Origin of the sequence: Promicromonospora sp. AC04 (genome assembly GCF_003058225.1) — a bacterium.
Taxonomy (GTDB): Bacteria; Actinomycetota; Actinomycetes; order Actinomycetales; family Cellulomonadaceae; genus Promicromonospora.
The window spans coordinates 126,251-146,285 of the sequence record NZ_QBUG01000003.1; the positions used below are offsets into that span (position 1 = coordinate 126,251).

At 71.2% G+C, this 20,035-nt stretch carries 14 protein-coding genes; 5 read left to right on the plus strand and 9 right to left on the minus strand.

Annotated features, from left to right (window positions below):
- Positions 1–91: 91 nt before the first annotated feature.
- Entirely contained in the window at positions 92–1,348 is a 1,257-nt protein-coding gene (locus C8K30_RS09710) for an MFS transporter (protein WP_108492706.1), read from the plus strand.
- Here the strand turns inward: C8K30_RS09710 and C8K30_RS09715 are convergent.
- The gene (locus tag C8K30_RS09715) at positions 1,317–1,877 is read right to left on the minus strand and encodes a septum formation family protein (protein ID WP_108492707.1); all 561 of its coding nucleotides are present in this window, start codon (positions 1,875–1,877) and stop codon (positions 1,317–1,319) included. The genes C8K30_RS09710 and C8K30_RS09715 overlap by 32 nt on opposite strands.
- Positions 1,878–2,163: 286 nt before the next feature.
- Here C8K30_RS09715 and C8K30_RS09720 point away from each other — a divergent pair, with 286 nt between their 5' ends.
- Positions 2,164–3,507 carry an endonuclease/exonuclease/phosphatase family protein gene (locus tag C8K30_RS09720; protein ID WP_108492708.1) on the plus strand — a complete coding sequence of 448 codons (1,344 nt, stop codon included), beginning with the start codon at positions 2,164–2,166 and terminating at the stop codon, positions 3,505–3,507.
- A gap of 82 nt (positions 3,508–3,589) precedes the next feature.
- Here C8K30_RS09720 and C8K30_RS09725 read toward each other — a convergent pair whose 3' ends face one another.
- From C8K30_RS09725 to C8K30_RS09740, 4 genes are read right to left on the minus strand one after another with little or no spacing between them, the layout of a single operon-like run.
- Positions 3,590–4,354, minus strand: coding sequence for an ABC transporter ATP-binding protein (locus C8K30_RS09725; RefSeq protein ID WP_108492709.1), 765 nt, complete (start codon positions 4,352–4,354; stop codon positions 3,590–3,592).
- Positions 4,351–5,358 (minus strand): ABC transporter ATP-binding protein, encoded by a 1,008-nt coding sequence (locus tag C8K30_RS09730; RefSeq protein ID WP_369939645.1) that lies wholly within the window; start codon positions 5,356–5,358, stop codon positions 4,351–4,353. The genes C8K30_RS09725 and C8K30_RS09730 overlap by 4 nt, the downstream gene beginning before the upstream one ends.
- Positions 5,348–6,337, minus strand: coding sequence for a branched-chain amino acid ABC transporter permease (locus C8K30_RS09735; RefSeq protein ID WP_108492710.1), 990 nt, complete (start codon positions 6,335–6,337; stop codon positions 5,348–5,350). The genes C8K30_RS09730 and C8K30_RS09735 overlap by 11 nt, the downstream gene beginning before the upstream one ends.
- Positions 6,338–6,350: 13 nt before the next feature.
- The gene (locus C8K30_RS09740; protein WP_108492711.1) at positions 6,351–7,802 is read right to left on the minus strand and encodes a branched-chain amino acid ABC transporter permease; all 1,452 of its coding nucleotides are present in this window, start codon (positions 7,800–7,802) and stop codon (positions 6,351–6,353) included.
- A 255-nt stretch (positions 7,803–8,057) separates the two neighbouring features.
- Here C8K30_RS09740 and C8K30_RS09745 point away from each other — a divergent pair, with 255 nt between their 5' ends.
- The gene (locus C8K30_RS09745) at positions 8,058–10,385 is read left to right on the plus strand and encodes a S9 family peptidase (protein ID WP_108492712.1); all 2,328 of its coding nucleotides are present in this window, start codon (positions 8,058–8,060) and stop codon (positions 10,383–10,385) included.
- Positions 10,386–10,403: 18 nt separating this feature from the next.
- Here the strand turns inward: C8K30_RS09745 and C8K30_RS09750 are convergent, their stop codons facing one another.
- The 3 genes from C8K30_RS09750 to C8K30_RS09760 all read right to left on the minus strand — a co-directional run bounded on the left by C8K30_RS09750 (position 10,404) and on the right by C8K30_RS09760 (position 13,276).
- Positions 10,404–11,702: a glycoside hydrolase family 3 N-terminal domain-containing protein gene (locus C8K30_RS09750; protein WP_233257089.1), complete on the minus strand. Its 1,299-nt coding sequence runs from the start codon at positions 11,700–11,702 to the stop codon at positions 10,404–10,406.
- A gap of 86 nt (positions 11,703–11,788) precedes the next feature.
- On the minus strand, positions 11,789–12,895 hold the full coding sequence (locus tag C8K30_RS09755; RefSeq protein ID WP_108493049.1) for a low specificity L-threonine aldolase: 1,107 nt from the start codon (positions 12,893–12,895) through the stop codon (positions 11,789–11,791).
- Positions 12,896–13,072: 177 nt separating this feature from the next.
- Positions 13,073–13,276, minus strand: coding sequence for a cold-shock protein (locus C8K30_RS09760; RefSeq protein WP_036971009.1), 204 nt, complete (start codon positions 13,274–13,276; stop codon positions 13,073–13,075).
- 338 nt (positions 13,277–13,614) lie between these two features.
- Here C8K30_RS09760 and C8K30_RS09765 point away from each other — a divergent pair, with 338 nt between their 5' ends.
- Positions 13,615–14,889, plus strand: a complete 1,275-nt coding sequence (locus C8K30_RS09765) for an ABC transporter substrate-binding protein (RefSeq protein WP_108492714.1) — start codon at positions 13,615–13,617, stop codon at positions 14,887–14,889.
- 164 nt (positions 14,890–15,053) lie between these two features.
- Complete coding sequence (locus C8K30_RS09770; protein WP_108492715.1) at positions 15,054–15,785, plus strand: hypothetical protein; 732 nt, start codon at positions 15,054–15,056, stop codon at positions 15,783–15,785.
- Positions 15,786–15,901: 116 nt separating this feature from the next.
- On the opposite strand, the gene C8K30_RS09775 is transcribed toward C8K30_RS09770, so the two are convergent.
- Complete coding sequence (locus tag C8K30_RS09775; protein WP_108492716.1) at positions 15,902–19,966, minus strand: bifunctional RecB family nuclease/DEAD/DEAH box helicase; 4,065 nt, start codon at positions 19,964–19,966, stop codon at positions 15,902–15,904.
- Positions 19,967–20,035 lie beyond the last annotated feature (69 nt).

The following is a 20,035-nucleotide window of genomic DNA, read 5'->3' on the forward strand; positions in this document are numbered from 1 at the left end:
ATCGGTCCGACGCCGCGTACGTTTGTCGCTGTCCGCCGGGCCAGTTCGTCGTCCGGGTAAGCCCACGCCCGCCGACCAGCCGGAGAGCAGCATGACCGCGAGCAGACCTGCCGCAGCGGAGAACTTCGCCGCGGCCCCCGTGAACCAGCGACGCGCGACCCTCGCGCTCATCGCGCTCTCCGTGAGCGCCTTCACGTTTGTCACCGCGGAGAACCTGCCGGGCGGCCTGCTCACCCTCATCGCCCCGGACCTGGGCCGCAGCACCTCCGAGATCGGGTTCCTGGTCACGGCCTACGCCGCCGTCGTCGTCCTCGCGTCGCTGCCGCTCTCGCGCCTCACGCGCCGGTTCCCGCGCCGCTACGTCCTGGGGGCGACCACCGCCGTCTGCGCGATCGGCTCGCTGTGGTCGGCCTTCGCCGTCGGGTACGCGGACCTCATGGCCGCGCGCATGTTCACCGCGCTGGGGCAGGCCCTGTTCTGGTCGGCCGTCACGCCGGCGGCCGCGAGCCTGTTCGCGCCGGCGGTGCGGGGCAAGATGATCGCGCGCCTGACCATCGGCAACTCGCTCGGGCCCGTGCTCGGCGTCCCGCTCGGCACCTGGGTGGGCCAGCAGACGAGCTGGCGCACCGCGTTCCTGCTGTTCTCCGCGGTCAGCCTGGCCGTGTGCCTCTTGATGGTGGCCGCGATGCCGGACGTCACCCCGGAGCAGGGTGGCACCGCCCGCGGCACGGACCCCAGCATGCGGCGGTTCGTGGTGCTGATGGTGGTGACGGTTCTGCTCGTGACCGGCGGATTCATGATGATCACGTTCGTCACGCAGTTCCTGCTGGAGACGGCGGGGTTTCCCGACGAGTACCTCAGCGTGCTGCTGCTCGCGCAGGGTGTGGTGGGCGTCGTCGCGACGATAGTGATCGGGCAGGTGCTCGACAAGCAGCCGTGGCGCGCGGTGCTCGTCTCCCTGGGCCTGCTGACCGGGGCGCTCGTGCTGCTCTGGGGGCTGGGACACGTCCCGGCGGTCGCCCTGGTCGGGCTGGCCCTGTTCGGCGTCGGGTTCAGCGCGATCCCGCCGGCGCTGTCGTTCCTGACCATGCAGGTCGCCCCGGGCGCCACCGAGTCGGCGGCCGCGATATCGAGCTCCATCTTCAATATCGGGATCGCCGGCGGGGCGGCGCTCGGGGCGTGGGTGGTCGCCGCGGACGGCGTCGGCACGGTGCCCCTGTTCGGGGCGGTGTTCGTGCTGGCCGCGCTGGCAGTCCTCGCAACGGACCTGCTGGTCGCCGCGCGGCGAGCTACCGCGCGGCGAGGACCTGCACGAGCTACTCCGCGACGCCCTGCAGGCTGCCCGTGACCGGCTCCTCCGCGCTGATGATGCACTGCAGCGTGCGGTCGTTGAGCTGGTCCCAGGTCTCCTGCGTCGGGTAGAAGCCGGTGTAGCCGTACACCGACTCGTCGTAGGAGAGGCCCACGAACTTCTCGAACTCGGCGTAGCACCACTCGTCGAACTTCGTCGACATGGCCTCATCACCCGGGTACGCCGGGTCGTCCATGATCAGCTCGGCGTAGACCTCGCCTGTGTGCTCCTCGGCGCAGGGCACCACGGGCACCGACTCGACCTCGAAGTCCTCGCCCTCAGCGGACTCGCCGTAGCCGTCGAGTGCCACCAGGTCGATGCAGTCGCCCTTCAGGATCTCGAAGGCGTCGGCCTCGGCGGAGGCGGTGATCTCGCCACCCGGCTCGTCACGCGGGGCCTCGCCGCTGGACATGATCTCGTCGAGGATCGCACCGCAGCCGGTGAGCATGGTCAGCGAGACGGTCACGGCGGCCGCGGCGGCCAGCAGCCGGGCCGGACGACCGGCGGAGCGGAGAGTGCTGTTCATCAAATCTTCCTTTGGTTCGGCACGACGGCGAATGCCGTCGTCGCGGCCACCTCGACCGCCCGGGAAAACTACCGTCTCGAACGTCCGTGCTGGTCACCGTCGTGCAACGATCCGATCACGACCCCGCACCGGGCCTGGACAGGCCTCGGTGCAAGGCTGTTCATACGCTGTTCACCCACGCGAACCAGCGTCGCCCTACCGTGGCTGACGCGGACAGGCCGCGCACGACACCAACCCGCGGCACCCGCGCAGACCCAAGGCACGACCCCCCGAAGAAGGAGCAGTCATGCGAGCCAGTACCCCCTCGCGCCTGACAGGCGCTGCCGCGGCAGCGGCCCTGCTGGCCGGGGCCTTCCTCGCCTCGGCCGGCACGGCGGCGGCCGGCACGGCGCCCGCGGGCGCGACGTCCGCAGGCACCGTGCCCGCGGGCACGGCACAGGCAGACACGCCGTCGGCAGGCACGGACCGGTCCGACGGCGGACACCGGACCCTCCGCGCCGCGACCTACAACCTGTCGCTCAACCGCGCGGTGGAGGGCGAGCTGGTCTCCGACCTGTCCACGGGCGACGACGCCCAGGCCGCGACCGTCGCCGAGGTGATCCAGCACGCCAACCCGGACATCGTGCTGCTCAACGAGTTCGACTACTCCGGCGACGCCGACCCGTACGCCGCCGCGGACCTGTTCCGCGAGAACTACCTCGAGGTGCCGCAGGGCACGGGGCAGCCGGTCGAGTACCCGTACGCCTTCGTGGCGCCGTCGAACACGGGGATCCCGAGCGGGTTCGACCTGAACAACAACGGGACCGCCGGGGGTGGCGACGACGCCCTGGGCTTCGGCCTGTTCCCGGGGCAGTACGGCATGGTCGTGCTGTCGAAGTACCCGATCCAGCGCGACAAGGTCCGCACGTTCCAGGACTTCAAGTGGCAGGACATGCCGGGCGCGCTCCTGCCGGACGACCCGGCCACCGACGCCCCCGCCGACTGGTACTCGGCCGAGGAGCTCGCGGTCCTGCCGCTGTCGAGCAAGTCCCACTGGGACGTGCCGGTGCGCGTCGGCCGCGAGACGATCCACGTGCTGGCTGCGCACCCGACCCCGCCGTCGTTCGACGGCGCCGAGGACCGCAACGGGCTGCGCAACCACGACGAGATCCGGTTCTGGGCGGACTACGTGCGCGGCGGCTGGCACTCCTGGTACCAGTACGACGACGAGGGCCGCCGTGGCGGCCTGCGCCCCGGCTCCTCGTTCGTGATCGTGGGCGACTACAACGCCGACCCGGTCGACGGCGACTCGGCCACGGGCAGCGACAGGGTCGTGGCGATCGACCAGCTCCTGGACAACCCCCGGATCGCCGACCCCCGCCCGACGTCGGCGGGCGCACCCGAGGCGGCGGCACTCCAGGCCGGCGCGAACCTGACCCACGAGGGCGACCCCGCCTTCGACACCGCGGACTTCGCCGACACGACGCCGGGCAACCTCCGCGTCGACTACGTGCTCCCGTCGCGCGACCTGCGCGTTCGCGACGCCGGCGTCTTCTGGCCGGCCGCGGCCGACCCGCTGTCCCGGCTCACGGGCGTGTACCCGTTCCCGAGCAGCGACCACCGCCTGACCTGGACCGACCTGAAGTTCTGACCACCGGGCACGAGGAACGGGACGGGGGATGGTGCGGCCGGCCGCACCATCCCCCGTCCCGTTCCGGGGACGAGCAAGACGATCAGGAAGCCTTGTCGACGTCCTCCGCCAACGTGCCGAGGTACAGCGAGATCACCTTCGGATCCGACTGCAGCTCCTTGCCCGTCCCGGTGTACGCGTCCTTGCCCTGGTCGAGCACGTAGCCGCGGTCGCAGATCTGCAGGCAGCGCCGGGCGTTCTGCTCCACCATGACCACCGACACGCCCGCCTTGTTGATCATCCGGGTACGCAGGAACGTCTCGTCCTGACGCACCGGCGACAGCCCGGCGGACGGCTCGTCGAGGAGCAGCACCGACGGGTTCATCATCAGCGCGCGGGCCATGGCGACCATCTGGCGCTCACCGCCCGACATGGCGCCCGCACGCTGCGCGCGCCGCTCCCCGAGGGTGGGGAACAGGTCGGCGATGAACTCGAACCGCTCGTCGAACGACTTGGGCCGCAGGTACACGCCCATCCGCATGTTCTCCTCGACGGTGAGCGAGGGGAACACGTTGTTGTTCTGCGGCACGAACCCGACACCCTGGGACACGAGGCTGTTCGCCTTGTGGTTGGTGATGTCCTCGCCGCCCATGGTGACGCTGCCCGAGCGGACGTGCACCAGGCCGAACAGGGCCTTGAGCAGCGTCGACTTGCCGGCGCCGTTGGGGCCGATGATGCCGACGAGCTCGCCCTTGGCGACCTCGAGGTTGCACCCGTTCAGGATGTTCACGCCGGGCACGTACCCGGCCACGATGTCGGTCGCCTTGAGCAGGATCTCCCGCTCGGCGGTCTTGGCGGTGTCGGTCATCGCTTCTCCTCCTCGGCCTCGAGCCGGGCCAGCACCGCGGGGTCGAGCAGGGAGTCGTCCCCGAGGTCGGTGTCGTGGTGGGCACCCAGGTAGGCGTCGATCACCGCCTGGTCCTGCATCACGGACTTGGGCGGGCCCTCGGCCACGATCTTGCCCTCGGCCATCACCACCACCCAGTCGGAGATGTGCCGCACCGCGTGCATGTCGTGCTCCACGAACAGGACGGTCATGCCGTCGTCGCGCAGCGCCTGGATGTGGTGCAGCAGGGACTGCACCAGGGCGGGGTTCACGCCGGCCATGGGCTCGTCGAGCATGATCATGGTCGGGTCCGTCATCAGGGCCCGCGCCATCTCCAGGAGCTTGCGCTGGCCGCCGGACAGGGAGCCGGCGAAGTCGTCCTTCTTGGTGTCGAGCTTGAACCGCCCGAGGAGTTCCAGGGCCTTCTCGGTGTTCCGCTTCTCCGTGCCCGCCCAGAGCGGCCGCACCAGGGAGCCGAACAGGTTCTCGCCCGGGTTGTCCATCGCGGCGAGCAGCATGTTCTGCATGACCGTGAGGCGCGAGAGCGCCTTGGTGAGCTGGAACGTGCGGACCATGCCGTTGCGCGCGACCTTGGCGGCGCCCATGCCGTGCAGGGACTTGCCCTCGAACGACCACGAACCCTGGTTGGGCTTGTCGAACCCGGTGAGCAGGTTGAAGAACGTCGTCTTCCCCGCACCGTTCGGCCCGATGAGGGCCGTGATGACGCCGCGCTGGACCTCCAGGTGCCCGACGTCGACGGCGGTCATGCCGCCGAAGTGGCGCTGCACGCCGTCGACCAGCATGATCGGGTCCGGCTTGCTGACGCCGACCGTCGGCTCGACCTTGGCCAGGACGTGCTCGGCCGCCTTGGCGGCAGCGGAGTCGCTGCGCTCGACGGCGTCGAGCGCCTCCACGGTGCTCGCGGGCTCGGTCACCTCGGTCACCTCGTTCTCCGTCGTCTCGACGGGCTTCGTCTCATCGGACATCGAAGGCGAGCTCCTTCTTGTTCCCCAGTATTCCCTGTGGGCGGAAGATGACGAGGAGCATCAGCGCGACGCCCACGAGCAGACCACCGATCTGCTCCACCATCGTGCTGGACACGACGCCGTCCAGCCCCTCCCGCATACCCGCGCGGACCAGCATGTAGACCGCGTAGAAGAGCATGGACCCCAGCACCGGACCGAACAGGGTGGCGGCACCACCGAGCAGCAGCACGGTCCACACGAAGAACGTGAGCGAGCGGCCCATCGAGTCGGGGGCGATCGATCGGGGCAGCACGTAGAGCATGCCCGCGAGCGAACCGCACATGCCGCCGAGCACCAGCGCCTGCATCTTGTAGGAGAAGACGTTCTTGCCGAGGGCGCGGACGGCGTCCTCGTCCTCCCGGATGCCCTTGAGCACGCGGCCCCACGGGCTGCGCGTGAGGAGCCAGACGAACAGCACCGCGATGAGCACCACGCCCCACGCGAACAGGCGGGTCCACCACGAGTCGGAGCCCGTGAACACGTACTCGAGCGGTCCGAACGAACCGCGCTCCGGCGCCGCCGGCAGGAACGACAGCTCCTGGAACGTCGCCTTGAAGGAGCCACCCGTGAGTCCCGCCGCGCCGCCGGTCCATTCCTGGAACACCGTGGCGCGGCCGAGCATTCGGATGATCTCCGCGGCCGAGATGGTCACGATCGCGAGGTAGTCACCCCGCAGCTGCAGCGTGGGCAGGCCGAGGATGAACGCGAAGAGCGCACCGGTGGCCATCGAGATGACCAGGGCCAGCCAGAACGGTGCGCCGGACATCGTGGCGATGCCGAAGCCGTAGGCGCCCAGCAGCATGAAGCCTGCCTGCCCCATGTTGAGGAGGCCGGTGAACCCGAAGTGCAGGTTGAGGCCGATCGCGGCCAGCGCGATGGCGGCCGTCGTCGGAGCGATGAGCTCGGCGAGCGCCTGGGTGAGGATGCGGCTCAGTTCCATGATGGTTCTCCTTTCAGCCGATCCGCTCGGCGCGGCCGAGCAGGCCCTGGGGCCGCAGCAGCAGCACGAGGATGAGGATCACGAGGGCCGATGCGTACCGGAGGTCGCTCGGCATCCCGGGGATGAGGGTGGACATCTCGACGACGAGGCCGATCACGAGGGAGCCGAGCAGGGCGCCGAACGCGGTGCCCAGGCCACCGAGGGTGACGGCCGCGAACATCAGCAGCAGCAGGAGCATGCCGAGCGACCAGTTGAACGAGCCGAACGAGATCGCCAGCAGCATGCCCGCCAGGCCCGCGAACCCCGCGGACATGATCCAGACGATGCGGATGATGCGGTCGGGGTTGATTCCCGTGGCCGACGCGAGCGCCGGGTTGTCCGACACGGCGCGCGTGGCGCGCCCGATCCGGGTGCGGGTGAGGAACCACGCGATGAAGAGGATCACCACGACGGCCACCACCATCGAGAGCCACGACACCGTGCTCAGCGTGATGCCTGCGATCTCCAAGGGCTTCGGATTCTCCGGCAGGACGCGGAGCGACCGGCCGCCGATGACCATCTGGATGGCGTACTGCAGCGCGAGCGCCAGACCGATGGTCACGATCATCATCTGCGTGACGGGGGTGCCGCGCCTGCGCAGCGGAGCCCAGATGCCGACGTCCTGCAGCCAGCCGGTCGCCGCGCAGACGATGATCACCAGGATCACCGTGAGCCAGACCGGCAGGTTCAGCCAGTTGATGCCGATGAAGCCGAACATCGCCCCGAGCGTCACCTGCTCACCGTGCGAGAAGCTCGACAGCCCGGTCGTGCCGTAGATGAGGCTGATGCCCACCGAGGCGAGCGCGAGCAGCAGGCCGAAGCGGATGCCGGAGCCGAACTGCTGCCAGATCTGAGCGAAGGACGGTCCCCCTCGGGTGGTGGTGTCAGCACCGCCGAGACCCTCGCCGACGGGCGCGGTCCCGTCCGACGCGGCGTCGGTCGGCTCACTGCCCTCGGTCTCGCCGTCGGCGGGCGCCGAGGTGGCGCCGTCGGTGGGTTCGGCGTCCTCGGGGGGCGTGGTACCCAGGTTGAACGCGGCGCGGGCGGCGATGCCCCTCTGCGCGGTCACCTGGCGCTCGGTGGCATCGGGGAAGAGCCCGTCGGGGACGGTCGCCTCGTCGAGGGTCAGCGTGTAGGCGCCGACCTGCGGCACTTCCACGGACGCCGGGCCCTGATCGGTGGTGGTCACATCTACTTCGAACCCCGCGCCAGCTATGGTCACGCCGACGTCCGGGACGGGGTTGTTGTCCTCGTCCAGGACTATCGCCACGACACAGGCGGTCGAGGCGTCGGGGGTGCACTCGGCGTCGGGCGCAGAGGCAGCCATGGCTGGCGCCGCGGCGATCACGGCTGGGAAGGCCACAGCCGCGAGCGTGGCCAGCAGCCTCCGCGCGGCCGTCGCGAGGTTCGGTCGGTCGGCTGTCATCTGCCGGGTCCTCCGTCGGTTCTGGTGTGTAGTGCTCCGAGGTCTCGGTGCCGCGCGACGCCAGGATGATTCAGTCCTGCTTAACCAGGCCTGCATCAAACTGATGGCATCGGCGTGCCGAGAGTGTAGCCGGGCCATGTGTCAGTGATTACACGCACTGGTCACACTCGAGTCACGGAACACAGGTTCGGTGCGGGTTCGCGGCGTATGTCGCCAAAGCCCCCTCCAACCGGACGGCAGGATTAGGCTGGCGCGGTGTCCGACGACGCCCTGACCTCCCCCACGCCCGCACCGGAAACCGATCGACCGGCCGGCTCCGTACGTGTCGCGCCCGCGCCCCAGGCGCCCGTTACCGCGCGCCGCCCTGTCGAGCGCACCTTCCACGGCGACACCTTCATCGACGACTACGAGTGGCTCCGCGCGAAGGAGGACCCCGAGGTCGTCGCGCACCTGGAGGCGCAGAACGCCTGGACCCTGGCCCGCCAGGAGCACCTCGCGCCGCTGCGGCAGACCCTGTTCGACGAGATCAAGGGGCGCACCCTCGAGACCGACCTCTCGGTCCCCGCTCGCGACGGCGCCTGGTGGTACTACGCCCGCACGGTCGAGGGCCAGCAGTACCCGATCCACGCGCGCTACCCCGTCTCCGGTCCGGACGACTGGACGCCCCGCGTCCTCGAACCCGGCGAGCCGGTGCCGGGCGAGCAGGTGCTGCTGGACCAGAACGCTCAGGCCGAGGGCCACGACTTCTTCGCGCTGGGCTCGCTCGACGTGTCCGACGACGGCGCCCGCCTGCTCTACGCGACCGACACCGCGGGCGACGAGCGCTACACGCTGCGCGTCCGCGACCTGGCCACGGGTGAGGACCTCGCGGACGAGGTACGGGACACCGCGCCCGGTGCCATGTTCGCACCCGACGGCGAGCACATCTTCTACCTGACGGTCGACGACGCCTGGCGGCCGTGGCGCGTCTGGCGGCACCGGCTCGGCACGCCCGGGTCCGACGACGCGCTGGTGTTCGAGGAGCCCGACGAGCGGTACTGGGTCGGCGTCGGCCTGTCCCGGTCGAAGAAGTACCTGCAGATCGAGCTCGGCTCCAAGGTGACCAGCGAGTCGTGGCTGCTGGAGTCCGACGACCCGACCGGCGAGTTCCGCGTCGTGTGGCCCCGCCGCGAGGGTGTCGAGTACTCGGTGGAGCACGCGGTGCTGCCGGACTCGCTGGGTGCGGCCGGCGACACCCTCCTGATCCTGCACAACAAGGACGCCCTGAACTTCGAGCTCGTCGCGTCCCCCGTACCGGCGCGCGGCGAGACGGTCGCCCCGGAGGCGGCAGCCGTCGTCGTGCCGCACGACCCGGAGGTGCGGCTGGAGGGCGTGAGCGCGAGCGAGCGCTACCTGGTGCTCTACTACCGCCGCGGGGCGATCTCCCGCTCGGCTGTCCTGCCCCTCTCGCCGCGCGCCGGATGGGACTTCCAGGAGATCTCGTTCGGCCAGCCGCTGGAGTCCGTCGGCGCGGGGGTGGGCGTGTGGGAGCAGCCCAACCTCAAGGTGGGCTACACGTCGTTCGTCACCCCGTCGTCGCTCTACCTGTACGACGTCGCCTCGGGCGAGCGCACCCTGCTCAAGCAGCAGCCGGTGCTGGGCGGGTACGACGCCGGCGACTACGACCAGCGCCGGGAGTGGGCGGTCGCGGAGGACGGGACGCGCGTGCCGATCTCCCTGGTCTGGCGCAAGGACAAGGTGCGGTTCGGGGACTCGTCGGACTCGTCGGGCTCGGCCGGCGGGGCAGGCTCGACGGACTCGTCGGGCTCGGCCGGCGGGGCAGGCTCGACGGACGAGCCGGGCTCGTCCGGAGACGCGCCCTCGGGGCCCGCTCCCCTCCTCCTGTACGGGTACGGCGCGTACGAGACCTCGATCGACCCCTACTTCTCGGTGCCGCGCCTGAGCCTGCTGGACCGCGGGGTCGTCTTCGCCATCGCGCACGTGCGCGGCGGCGGCGAGATGGGCCGCGCCTGGTACGACAACGGCAAGCTGGGCGCCAAGCGCAACACGTTCACCGACTTCGTGGCCTGCGGCCGGCACCTCGTCGCCGCGGGCTGGACGGCACCGGACCGCATGGTGGCCGACGGCGGCAGCGCCGGCGGGCTGCTCGTCGGCGCGGCCACCAACCTGGCGCCCGAGCTGTTCGTGGGCGTGCTGGCCGGGGTGCCGTTCGTGGACGCGCTGACGTCCATGCTCGACCCGACGCTCCCCCTGACCGTCACCGAGTGGGACGAGTGGGGCGACCCCCTGCACGACCCCGAGGTGTACGCGTACATGCGCTCCTACACGCCGTACGAGAACGTGGCCGACGACGCCACGCACTACCCGCGCGTGCTCGCCACCACGAGCTTCAACGACACCCGCGTGCTGTACGTGGAGCCGGCGAAGTGGGTGGCCCGGCTACAGGCCGCGGGCGCGCCCGCGATGCTGAAGATCGAGATGTCGGCCGGGCACGGCGGCGTCTCCGGGCGCTACTCCGCGTGGGAGCAGATCGCGTTCGAGCACGCGTGGACCCTGGACGTGCTGGGCGTGGCCGACAACTGATCCGCGGCCTCCGCGACGTCAGAGGTCGGCCTTGGCGGCGGCCACGCGGGCCGCCGCCGCGTCCACCTTCGCGGCGAATCCCGGATCGCTCCGCGCCGTCCTGATCAGCGCGTTCACCATGGCCGGGGCGACTGTCGGCCGCGCGGACGCGAGCACCACGTCCACCCCGGCATCGACGGCGCGGACAGCCCGCGCGCCGGCGGGCACGCTCTCGACCTGCACCGCAGCGGACAGGTCGTCGGAGATGATCACGCCGTCGAACCCGAGCTCACGGACCAGGCCCACCGCCGTGGGGCTGAACACGGCCGGCGCGTCCGGGTCGATCTTCGTGTAGATCGCGGACGACATCATGACCAGGCCGGAGCCCGCCTCGATGCCGGAGTCGAACACCGCAACGGACGGGTCGTCGGGGCCGGTGACCGTGTCGGTCACCCCGGCCGTGGTGTCCGTGTTCGCGGTGACCCGCCCCAGGCCGGGGAAGTGCTTGATCGACGTCTGCACTCCCGCGTCGCGCTGGCCCTGCGCGAACGCGTTGCCGTGCGTGATCACCGACTCCGTCGTGTACCCGTAGTTGCGCCCGAACGCACCGATCGGCGCGTTGGACGACGCCGTCCCGGGCGGCACGAGGTCCAGCACCGGCGCGAGGTTGAGGTTCACGCCGGCGGCGGCGAGCTGGGCGCCCCAGGTGCGGGACCTGGCCCGCAGGTCGGGCGCCGACATCTTCGCCTGGTCGAGCGCGCTCGGCATGTCGCTGAACCCGGGCCCGCGCAGCACCTGCACCTCGCCGCCCTCCTGGTCGGTCGCCACGAACAGGGGTTCCCTGCCCTGCGCCGCGGCGGAGACAGCAGCGTCCACCAGGTTCTTCACCGGCTGCCGGCCCGCCCTGGTGCGGCCGTGCAGGAACACGCCGCCGATCCGCTGGTTCCGCACCATGTTGAACGTCGGCTGGAACGGTCCGGCCACGGGCAGGCCCACCATCACGATCTGGCCCACCTTCTCCTCCAGCGTCCAGCCGGCCACGAGCGACAGGTCCGGGGTTCCGGGCGTCGGCTCGGGCGTCGGCTCCGGCGTGGGCGCAGCGGTGGGGCTCGCGGTGGGCTCCCCCGGCGACGCGCCACCCGACGGCGCACCCGGGCCGGACGGCGCAGCGCTCGGCGACGGCGAGCTGGGCCGCCCGCTCGGCTGGGTGTTCGACTGAACGGGTCCGGGCAGGGCGGTCGGCGCGGGCTCCGCCGTCGGACCGGCGCAGCCCGCGGCCAGGACCGTCACCGCGACAGCTGCCGCGGTGAGGAGCCCGAGCGGGCGAAAGCGGTTCATGGCCATCAGTCTCACCCCAGCGCGGGGCACACGTGCAATCGGGGCGCCGGCCGGAACGGATCCCTTAGCAGATCCCGGGGTCCGGGTCAGAGAGCCTCGGCGAGCGCCTGGACGAACCCGTCGACGTCCGCCTCCGTGGTGTCCCAGGCGCACATCCAGCGGACCTCGACGCGGTCGGCCGTCTCGCCCGGGGCCCAGTCGTAGAACCGTGCGTGGGTGCGCGCGCGATCGGCCGCCGCGCGGGGCAGCGTCGCGAACACGACGTTCGCCTCGGTCGGGCTCGTGACCCGGACTCCCGACGGCCGGTCGAGCAGCCCCGCCGCTTCGATCCCGGCCCGCAGGCGCGCGCCCATCGTGTTGGAGTGTGCGGCGTTGCGCAGCCACAGCGGCGCGCCGTCGCCGCTGCCGGACGTCGGTGTACCGGGCGCGCCGAGCAGGGCCAGGAGCTGCGCCGACACGAACCGCGTCTTCGACGCGAGCTGCATGGTGGCCTTACGGAGGTACGGCACGGCCTCGCTCAGGCTTGGTGCCGCGCCGGCCGCGCCGTCGGACAGCACCACCACCGCCTCGCCCAGCATGCCGCCGTTCTTCGCCGCGCCGAAGGACAGGATGTCCACACCGACGTCGGTGGTGATCTCGCGCAGGCCGACGTCAAGCGTGGCCGCCGCGTTCGCGAGGCGCGACCCGTCCACGTGCACGCGCAGGCCCGCCGCGTGGGCGGTGTCCGCGAGCAGCTTCAGGTCGGCCACGGAGTAGACCGTGCCGAGCTCGGTCACCTGCGTGAGGCTCAGGACCGCAGGCTGCGCGCGGTGCACGTCGCCGATGTCGCCGGCGAAGCGGTCGACGGACTCGGGCCCGATCCGGCCCGCCACGCTCGGGACGGCGAGGATCTTGAGGCCGCCCACGCGCTCGGGCGCGCCGTTCTCGTCCGTGTGGATGTGCGCGACGTCGCTGGCGATCACCCCACCCCAGCGCGGGGCCGCGGCCATGAGGCTGATGACGTTCGCACCCGTGCCGTTCAGCACGGGGAAGATGCGCGCGTGCTCGCCGAACACCTCGGTGGTGCGTTCCTGCAGGCGGGCGGACACGGGGTCGTCGCCGTACGAGACGGCGGCGCCGTCGTTCGCCGCGACGATCGCGGCCATGACCTCGGGGTGGACGGGGGCGTAGTTGTCGGAGGCGAAGTGCTGCACCAGCCCATTGTCCCGCTCGGCCCTCATCGGATGAACCACGGAGGCGAACCGGCGGCCCACCCCTCGGGATCCGGGCAGAACGAAGGCCCGGTCACCTCGAAAGGTGACCGGGCCGACGTCGTACAACCGGGCAGGCTCAGACGTTCTCAGGCGAGCCTGCAGTGTCGGCTGTCAAGATCAGATCGGGCGGATGTTCTCCGCCTGGAGGCCCTTGGGGCCCTGCTTCACGTCGAACTCGACGCGCTGGTTCTCCTCCAGCGAGCGGTAGCCGCTCGACTGGATCGCGCTGAAGTGGGCGAACACGTCCTGCCCACCGTCCTCGGGTGCGATGAACCCGAAGCCCTTCTCGGCGTTGAACCACTTGACGGTTCCGAATGCCATGTACTGCTCCTTGCAAGATGCGACGACCCCGGCCTTCGGGATCGCAGTAATCACGGTGTCGTCGTCATCTCTTGGAAGAACGATCGAGGCACTGCAACACGGCAAGCGTACCTGCCCCGGTCCAGGAAAGCCCGACCAAATCTTCGTGACGTGTGTCAGACAGGTGCCCGGATGAACTTTTCTTGGGTCTAGAGTGAGCAGGGTCACGTCCTCGTAACAATATGGGCCTGGATGGCGGATCGATACACGAGCGTCACATGGGGTGACTACGTTCAGCGACCACGACGGGGCAAAGTGCCGCCGTCAGATCCACTCCCGCTTGAAGGGGAACAGCAGAAATGATCCGACGTTCCACGGCTTCGCGCGGTCTCGCGCTGGCGGCAGTCCTCAGCGTGGGCCTGGCAGCCTGCTCCACCTCGGGAGATGGCGGAGAAGGTGGCGGCTCCGCCGAGCCGCTCACCATCGGCACCATCCTCCCCGTTACCGGTTCCCTCGCCTACCTCGGCCCGCCCGAGTTCGCCGGCGTCGGACTTGCGGTCGACGAGATCAATGCTGCCGGGGGTGTGCTCGGCAACGAAGTGGCGCTCGAGACCGGTGACTCCGGCGACTCGACCGACATGAGCGTCTCGACGAACACCGCCACCGACCTCATCAGCAACGGCGTTGACGTCGCGATCGGTGCCGCGTCCTCGTCCGTGTCCCAGAACGTGGTGGACCAGTTCACCGAGGCCGGGGTTCTCCAGATCTCGCCCGCGAACACCTCCACCGAGCTGTCGGGCGTGAGCGACCTGTTCGCGCGCACCGCCCCGCCGGACACCGTGCAGGGTGCGGCGCTCGGCTCGCTCATCCTCGACGGCGGGCACCAGAAGGTCGCCTTCCTCGTGCAGAACGAGACCTATGGCACCGGCCTGCGCGACGTCGTGCAGTCGACGATCGAGGCAGCGGGTGCCGAGGTCGTCTACGGCGGGACCGACGACGGTGACGAGTTCGCCCCGGGCGAGACCAACTTCTCGTCCATCGTGACCGACGTGCTGGCGGCCAAGCCGGACGCGATCGCCATCATCGCGTTCGAGGAGACGACGGCGGCCGTGTCCGAGCTCGTCTCGCAGGGCTGGGACTTCAACGGGACCACGTACTTCTGCGACGGCAACACCGCCGACTACTCGGAGGACTTCGACCCGGGCACCCTCGAGGGTGTCATCGGCACCATCCCCGGCGCCGACCCGGAGCAGACCTTCAAGGACGACGCGAACGCCTGGTACGAGGAGAACGAGGGCGAGGCGCTGACCGACTACGCCTACGCCGCCGAGTCGTACGACGCCGTGATCCTCGCCGCGCTCGCCGCGGTGAAGGCCGAGTCGACCACCGGTACCGACATCGCCGCGGAGCTCCGCGCGGTTTCCGGCTCGAACGGTGGCACCGAGGTGTCCAGCTTCGAGGAGGGCGTCGCGGCGCTCGAGGCCGGTGAGGAGATCCACTACACGGGTGTCTCGGGCATCGGTCCGATCAACGAGGACAACGACCCGTCGTCCGCGTTCGTCGGCGTGTACGAGTACGACGGCGACAACAAGAACATCTGGACCCGCGTGATCGAGGGTTCGGTCGAGGGCTGACGCTCCCGACAGACACGACGAAGGCCCGGTCACCTCACGAGGCGGCCGGGCCTTCGTCATGTCTCGTTCGCATCCGCGGGGGACGATGAGTGGGAACCCAGGGCGACGGCGCTCCGTTGACCCGGGTGGACCGTCAGGACCGAACCTCACGAAGGACTGAGATCATGGGCTTCCTCGACCGACTGCTCGGCCGCGAGCCGCGCGAGCAGACCCCCGGTATGTATCAGGGCGGCCGCACGCCACAGCCGCAGTACCAGCAGGCGCCGGGCCGGACCCCCGACTACGGCACGGCACCCGTCTACGGGTCCGCCGCGAGCACGGGCCGCAGCGAGGACGAGGTGGCGATCGAGCGCTACCGCTACCTGCTGCGCACCGCGCCGCCGGACCGGGTCGAGGAGGCGCACGCGGAGGCGTTCGCCCAGCTCACGCCCGAGCAGCGGAGCCAGGTCCTGGCCCAGCTGAGCGAGACCGTGCCGGCCAACGAGCGCGCGACGTCGGACGACCCGCGCGACCTGGCCCGCATGGCCACCCGGGCCGAGATGCGCAACCCCGGCACCCTCGAGCGGAACTTCGGCCAGAGCCGTGGTCCGGGCTTCGGCTCGATGCTCGGCGCGAGCATGCTCGGCACGATCGGTGGCATGGTCATCGGCTCGGCCGTCGCGGACATGATGTTCGGCAGCTCCTTCGGGGACCCGGCGCAGGACTTCGCCGGCGAGGAGGGCGGCGGCGAGTCCGGCGGCGGCGAGGAAGCGGGCGCGGAGGCCGGTGCCGAGCCGACCGAGGCTTCCGGCGCCGACGGCGGAGACGCCGGGGCGGATGCCGGAGGCGGCTTCTTCGGTGGCGACTTCGGGGGCGGCGACTTCGGCGGGGGCGACTTCGGGGGCGGCGACTTCTAGCCCCTCCGCGAACAGCACCGTGGCGCGGCTGTCGCCGGTCGAGCGGGTATCGCCCAGGTCTCGACCGGCGACAGCCGCGCCATCCTTCGCACCGGCACCCGGCAGGAGCCGGTGCGTCAGGTGCCGATGAGACGCAGGAATCCGCCGAGCTCCATGAGGTGCCGCACACCGTCGGCCTCCAGGTCACCGGGCAGGTAGTCGGTGAGCCGGGGTGACGAGATCACGACGGCCCGCCACTGCGCGCGCGACACCGCCACGTTGATCCGGTTGCGCGACAGCAGGAATCCCATGCCCCGGGAGACGTTCTCGGGCGACGAGGCGGCGAGCGTCAGGATCGCCACCGGCGCCTCCCGGCCCTGGAACATGTCGACGGTGCCGACGGGCACCCCACCGAGGCCGGCCGCGCGCAGCGCCTGGCGCACCAGGTGGACCTGCGCGTTGTAGGCGGCGACCACCACCACGTCGTCGGGCCCCAGGGGGCGGGACGGGCGGCCACTGCCTGGCTCCCACCCCCGCCCGATCATGTTCTGCACCTGTCGCACCACCTCGTCCGCCTCCTCGGGGGACGACGTCGAGCGCCCCTCGTGGGCGACCGGGACGTGCACCACGCCGGGTGTCACGCCGTCGAGCCACCGCGCCGTCGTGACCGGGTGGGCCGAGAGCCGGCCGGCGTACGAGAGCTGGGACACGGCGGCGCAGACCTCGGGGTGCATCCGCCACGACTCGGGCAGCAGGTAGCCGAGCCCGTCGGGCAGCACGGAGCTGCCGGCCGCGAGCCACGCGAGCGCCGATTCGTCCACCGGTTCGGGGTGCCTTCCCTGGCTGACCTGCGGAAGCTGTTGCGGGTCACCGAGCAGGAGGAGCCGCTGGGCGGCCCGGCCGACGGCGATCGTGTCGGCGAGCGAGAACTGCCCGGCCTCGTCGATGACCAGCAGGTCGAGACCTTCGTCGGGCCAGCGCTCGTGCGCGAAGTCCCACGCGGTACCGCCCACCACGCAGCCCCCGGTGCTGCTGGCGGCGAACTGCGCGAGCTTCTCGCTGTTCACCTCCTGCCACGGCTGGGCGGTGTTCTTCTCGATACCCTTCGCCCGCTGCTTCTTCGCGACCAGCTCGACGGGCACACCCGCCTTGTCGACGACGGCGCTCAGCATGTTCTCGACCGCCGAGTGCGACTGAGCCACCACGCCTACCCGCCAGCCGGCGCTCACGAGCCTGGCGACGACGTGCGACCCGACGTGCGTCTTGCCGGTGCCGGGCGGGCCCTGCACCGCGAGGTAGGAATGGTCGAGCCGCTCGACGGCGGCATGTACCGCTGCCTCGAGATCGAGCCCGCCGCTGACTCCAGGGTTGTCCGCTGCGCCGTCCCCACCGCTGTCTCCTGAGCTGTCTCCTGCGCTGTCTCCTGCGCTGTCCTCAACGCTGTCCTCAACGCTGTCCTCAACGCTGTGACCACCATTGTCTCCAGCGGTGTGCCCGCCACTGTCTCCAGCGCGATGTCCGATGCCGAGCTCCGGCAGCTCCCCGCCGTCGACCAGTCGTGGCGGCCTGCGGCGCAGCAGGTCGACGGCGGCGCCGTCGGGCACCGTCCGGTCCGCGTCCCACAGGGCGAGGGCGGCGCGGGCGGCATCCTCGACCGCGCGTTCCTGTGCGTCGTGCGCGGGGCCGCGCTGCGGTGCGAGCGCGACGGGCGCCTGGTCGTGGGGTTCCGCTCCCCCGGAGAGCCGCTCCCGCAGAACCACGACGTCGCGACCCCGCGAAGCGCCGTCCGTGTCACCGTCGGACTCCTCAATGACGTTCAGGATCACGCCACCGGAGTGTTCGCCGCGCACGGCCCGCACCTCGAGCTCGCCCACGACCGGCGGCACCGGCTGGTCGTACAGCACATGCACCGCGTCTCCGACGCCGAGGTCGGACCCGTCGATCCGCGACCCGTCGAGCATGCGACCCACCAGCTCGACCTCCCGCGAGGGAAGCCGGTCGCGCCCCACGACGCCCCACTCCCGCAGCACTCTCGAACGTTCCACGTGGAACGTCGACCTCCGACCGGGCCACTCGTCCAGCGGCAGCTCCAGGCGCGCGAAGTGCTCCTGCCAGAAGGGCTTCTCCTCCCGCTGGTAGTACCCGACGGCGGCGCCCAGCAGCGCGAGCGCCTGCACCTCGAGCGACCGCTCCCCCCGGTTCTCCCCGACCCGCGAGGAGATCTCGGCGGCCAGCGCCAACCGCCGCTCCCGCCCCGCCCGCCGAGCCAAAGCCCGAGGACTCTCCTCACCCCCCTCGAACCCAACCTCGCCGTCCCCCACCCCGCCGTTCCCAGCCTCGCCGTCCCCCACCCCGCCGTTCCCAGCCTCGCCGTCCCCCGCCCCACCGCTCCCCACCCCGCCGTTCTCCGCCTCGCCGCTCCCCGCCGCACCACTCCCCGCGGCCGCCCCAGCCACCCTGCCCGACCCAGCAGCAACAGCAGCAACAGCAGCAACCGACCCGACAGACGAACGCGCAAACCGCAACCAGTCCAGCAGCCGCAACGTAGACCGGCAGTCGTACTCGTTGTAGTCCAGGATCCGCTGCTTGAGCTCCGCCGCCCGCTCCTCCCCGTCGGCCGCGAGCTTCGCGTACTCCGCGTACTCCGTGACCGACGCCGTCGCGCTGGTGACACCCTCACGCGCCGGGTCGTCCTGCATGTAGAGCGGTTCGAGCTTCTTGATCGACTTCGACCGGTTGGAGATGCGCAGGCACGACCGGACCACCGCGTAGAGGTCGACCAGCACCCCGTCGCGCAGCAGCTGGTCCACCTCGTCCTCGTAGACGCCGTGCCGCGCCGCGATGGAGAGCAGGTGGGTCTTCTCGTAGGCGGCGTAGTGGTAGACGTGCAGGTCGGGATACGTCTTCAGGCGTGCGTTGAGGTAGTCCACGAACCGGACGAGCGCATCGCGCTCGCTCGCCAGGTCGTCGGCCCAGAGCCCGTGGAAGGGCGGTGTCCCGTCGCCCGGGCCGGGGCGCTCGACCCAGCCGAAGAGGTAGTCGAGGCCCATGGCGGGCGCCTGGTCGTCACCGGGCAGCCGCGCCTCCTCCCACAGGGGGTCACCCTCGAAGTCGAAGAACACGTCACCGGGGCTCGGCTGCGGGAGCCGGTCGATGGCCTCGGTCGCGACGAGCTGCCAGCGCAGCCGCGCGTCGGGGCCGTCCGGGTCGACGCCGTCGGGCAGGTGGTCGAGCGCGACCGAGCCGTCGCCGTCGTCAAGCCCGAGCTGGAGGCGCGCCTGGGCGCGCAGCCCGTCGAAGCGGCCGGCGGCCATGCCGACGGGCGGCTCCTCGGCGGCCGCCAGCCCGTCGATCGTCATGATGCCCGACGCCGAGAGCTTCGCCCGCTGCGCCCCGTACACCCCGCCGACCAGCAGTACGTCGCGGCTCAGCTTGGCCGCGTCGGCGCAGTCCGGGCAGTCCCGCAGCCGGCCGCAGGCCAGGTACCGCTCGTCGCTCCAGCTCACCGGGGCGTCGTCCGCGACGTGGGTGGCCAGGACCTCGGTGAGGCGCTGACGCCGCTTGCGGAAGACGGGCAGCAGGTCGGCGAGCCGGTGCGACGTGGTCTCCCCCGTGCCGAGCACGAGGTGCACCTCGTCGGTCGGGTCGATCCGCGCCGCCATCAGCTGGTCCGCGTACGCGGCGAGCTGGAGCAGGGCGCGGACCTTGGTGCGGCGCGCCAGCTTGGAGTCGTGCACGGCATACCGCGGCACGACGCCGTCCGGGCCGCCGAGGTGCGCCATCTCGCCGAGCGGGTCGCGCACCAGGAAGTCGGCCCGGCCGTGGAACCGGCCGTCGAAGAACGAGGCCTGGTAGACGACGTCGGCCCCCTGCTCCAGGGCGGCGAGCGTGCGGGAGTGCGCGTCGGTCAGCTCGTCGCGAGACATCCGGCGCGCGGGCGCGACCTCGAGCACGCCGCCGGGGCGTCCGCCGTCGGCCGGGCCGTAGGCACGGAGGTGACCGTCGAGGACGCGGTGTTCGTGGTCCTCGCCCAGGGCCGCGGTGCGCGCGAGCATCTCGTCCTCCTCTCGCGCGCGGCGAGGGCTGCGGCCGAGGAGCTCGTCGAGGCGGCGCAACAGGCGGAACTCGCACTCGCCCGCGATCACGAGGTCGCTGGCCGAGTGCACGAGTGTGCTGGCGTCTTCACGCTCCAGGAGGAACATGTCCCCAGGTCTACCAGTGACCTCCGACACGAGCGCGCTACTGTCGCCCTTTTAGGCGGTAGATATGTC

What these genes read in the sequence shown, in the direction of transcription:
- C8K30_RS09760 (WP_036971009.1), bottom strand. Translation starts at nt 13,276, where the DNA reads ATGGCATTCGGAACCGTCAAGTGGTTCAACGCCGAGAAGGGCTTCGGG.
- C8K30_RS09735 (WP_108492710.1), bottom strand. Translation starts at nt 6,337, where the DNA reads ATGGAACTGAGCCGCATCCTCACCCAGGCGCTCGCCGAGCTCATCGCT.
- C8K30_RS09730 (WP_369939645.1), bottom strand. Translation starts at nt 5,358, where the DNA reads ATGTCCGATGAGACGAAGCCCGTCGAGACGACGGAGAACGAGGTGACC.
- C8K30_RS09765 (WP_108492714.1), top strand. Translation starts at nt 13,615, where the DNA reads ATGATCCGACGTTCCACGGCTTCGCGCGGTCTCGCGCTGGCGGCAGTC.
- C8K30_RS09740 (WP_108492711.1), bottom strand. Translation starts at nt 7,802, where the DNA reads ATGACAGCCGACCGACCGAACCTCGCGACGGCCGCGCGGAGGCTGCTG.
- C8K30_RS09710 (WP_108492706.1), top strand. Translation starts at nt 92, where the DNA reads ATGACCGCGAGCAGACCTGCCGCAGCGGAGAACTTCGCCGCGGCCCCC.
- C8K30_RS09720 (WP_108492708.1), top strand. Translation starts at nt 2,164, where the DNA reads ATGCGAGCCAGTACCCCCTCGCGCCTGACAGGCGCTGCCGCGGCAGCG.
- C8K30_RS09770 (WP_108492715.1), top strand. Translation starts at nt 15,054, where the DNA reads ATGGGCTTCCTCGACCGACTGCTCGGCCGCGAGCCGCGCGAGCAGACC.
- C8K30_RS09750 (WP_233257089.1), bottom strand. Translation starts at nt 11,702, where the DNA reads ATGAACCGCTTTCGCCCGCTCGGGCTCCTCACCGCGGCAGCTGTCGCG.
- C8K30_RS09775 (WP_108492716.1), bottom strand. Translation starts at nt 19,966, where the DNA reads ATGTTCCTCCTGGAGCGTGAAGACGCCAGCACACTCGTGCACTCGGCC.
- C8K30_RS09715 (WP_108492707.1), bottom strand. Translation starts at nt 1,877, where the DNA reads ATGAACAGCACTCTCCGCTCCGCCGGTCGTCCGGCCCGGCTGCTGGCC.
- C8K30_RS09725 (WP_108492709.1), bottom strand. Translation starts at nt 4,354, where the DNA reads ATGACCGACACCGCCAAGACCGCCGAGCGGGAGATCCTGCTCAAGGCG.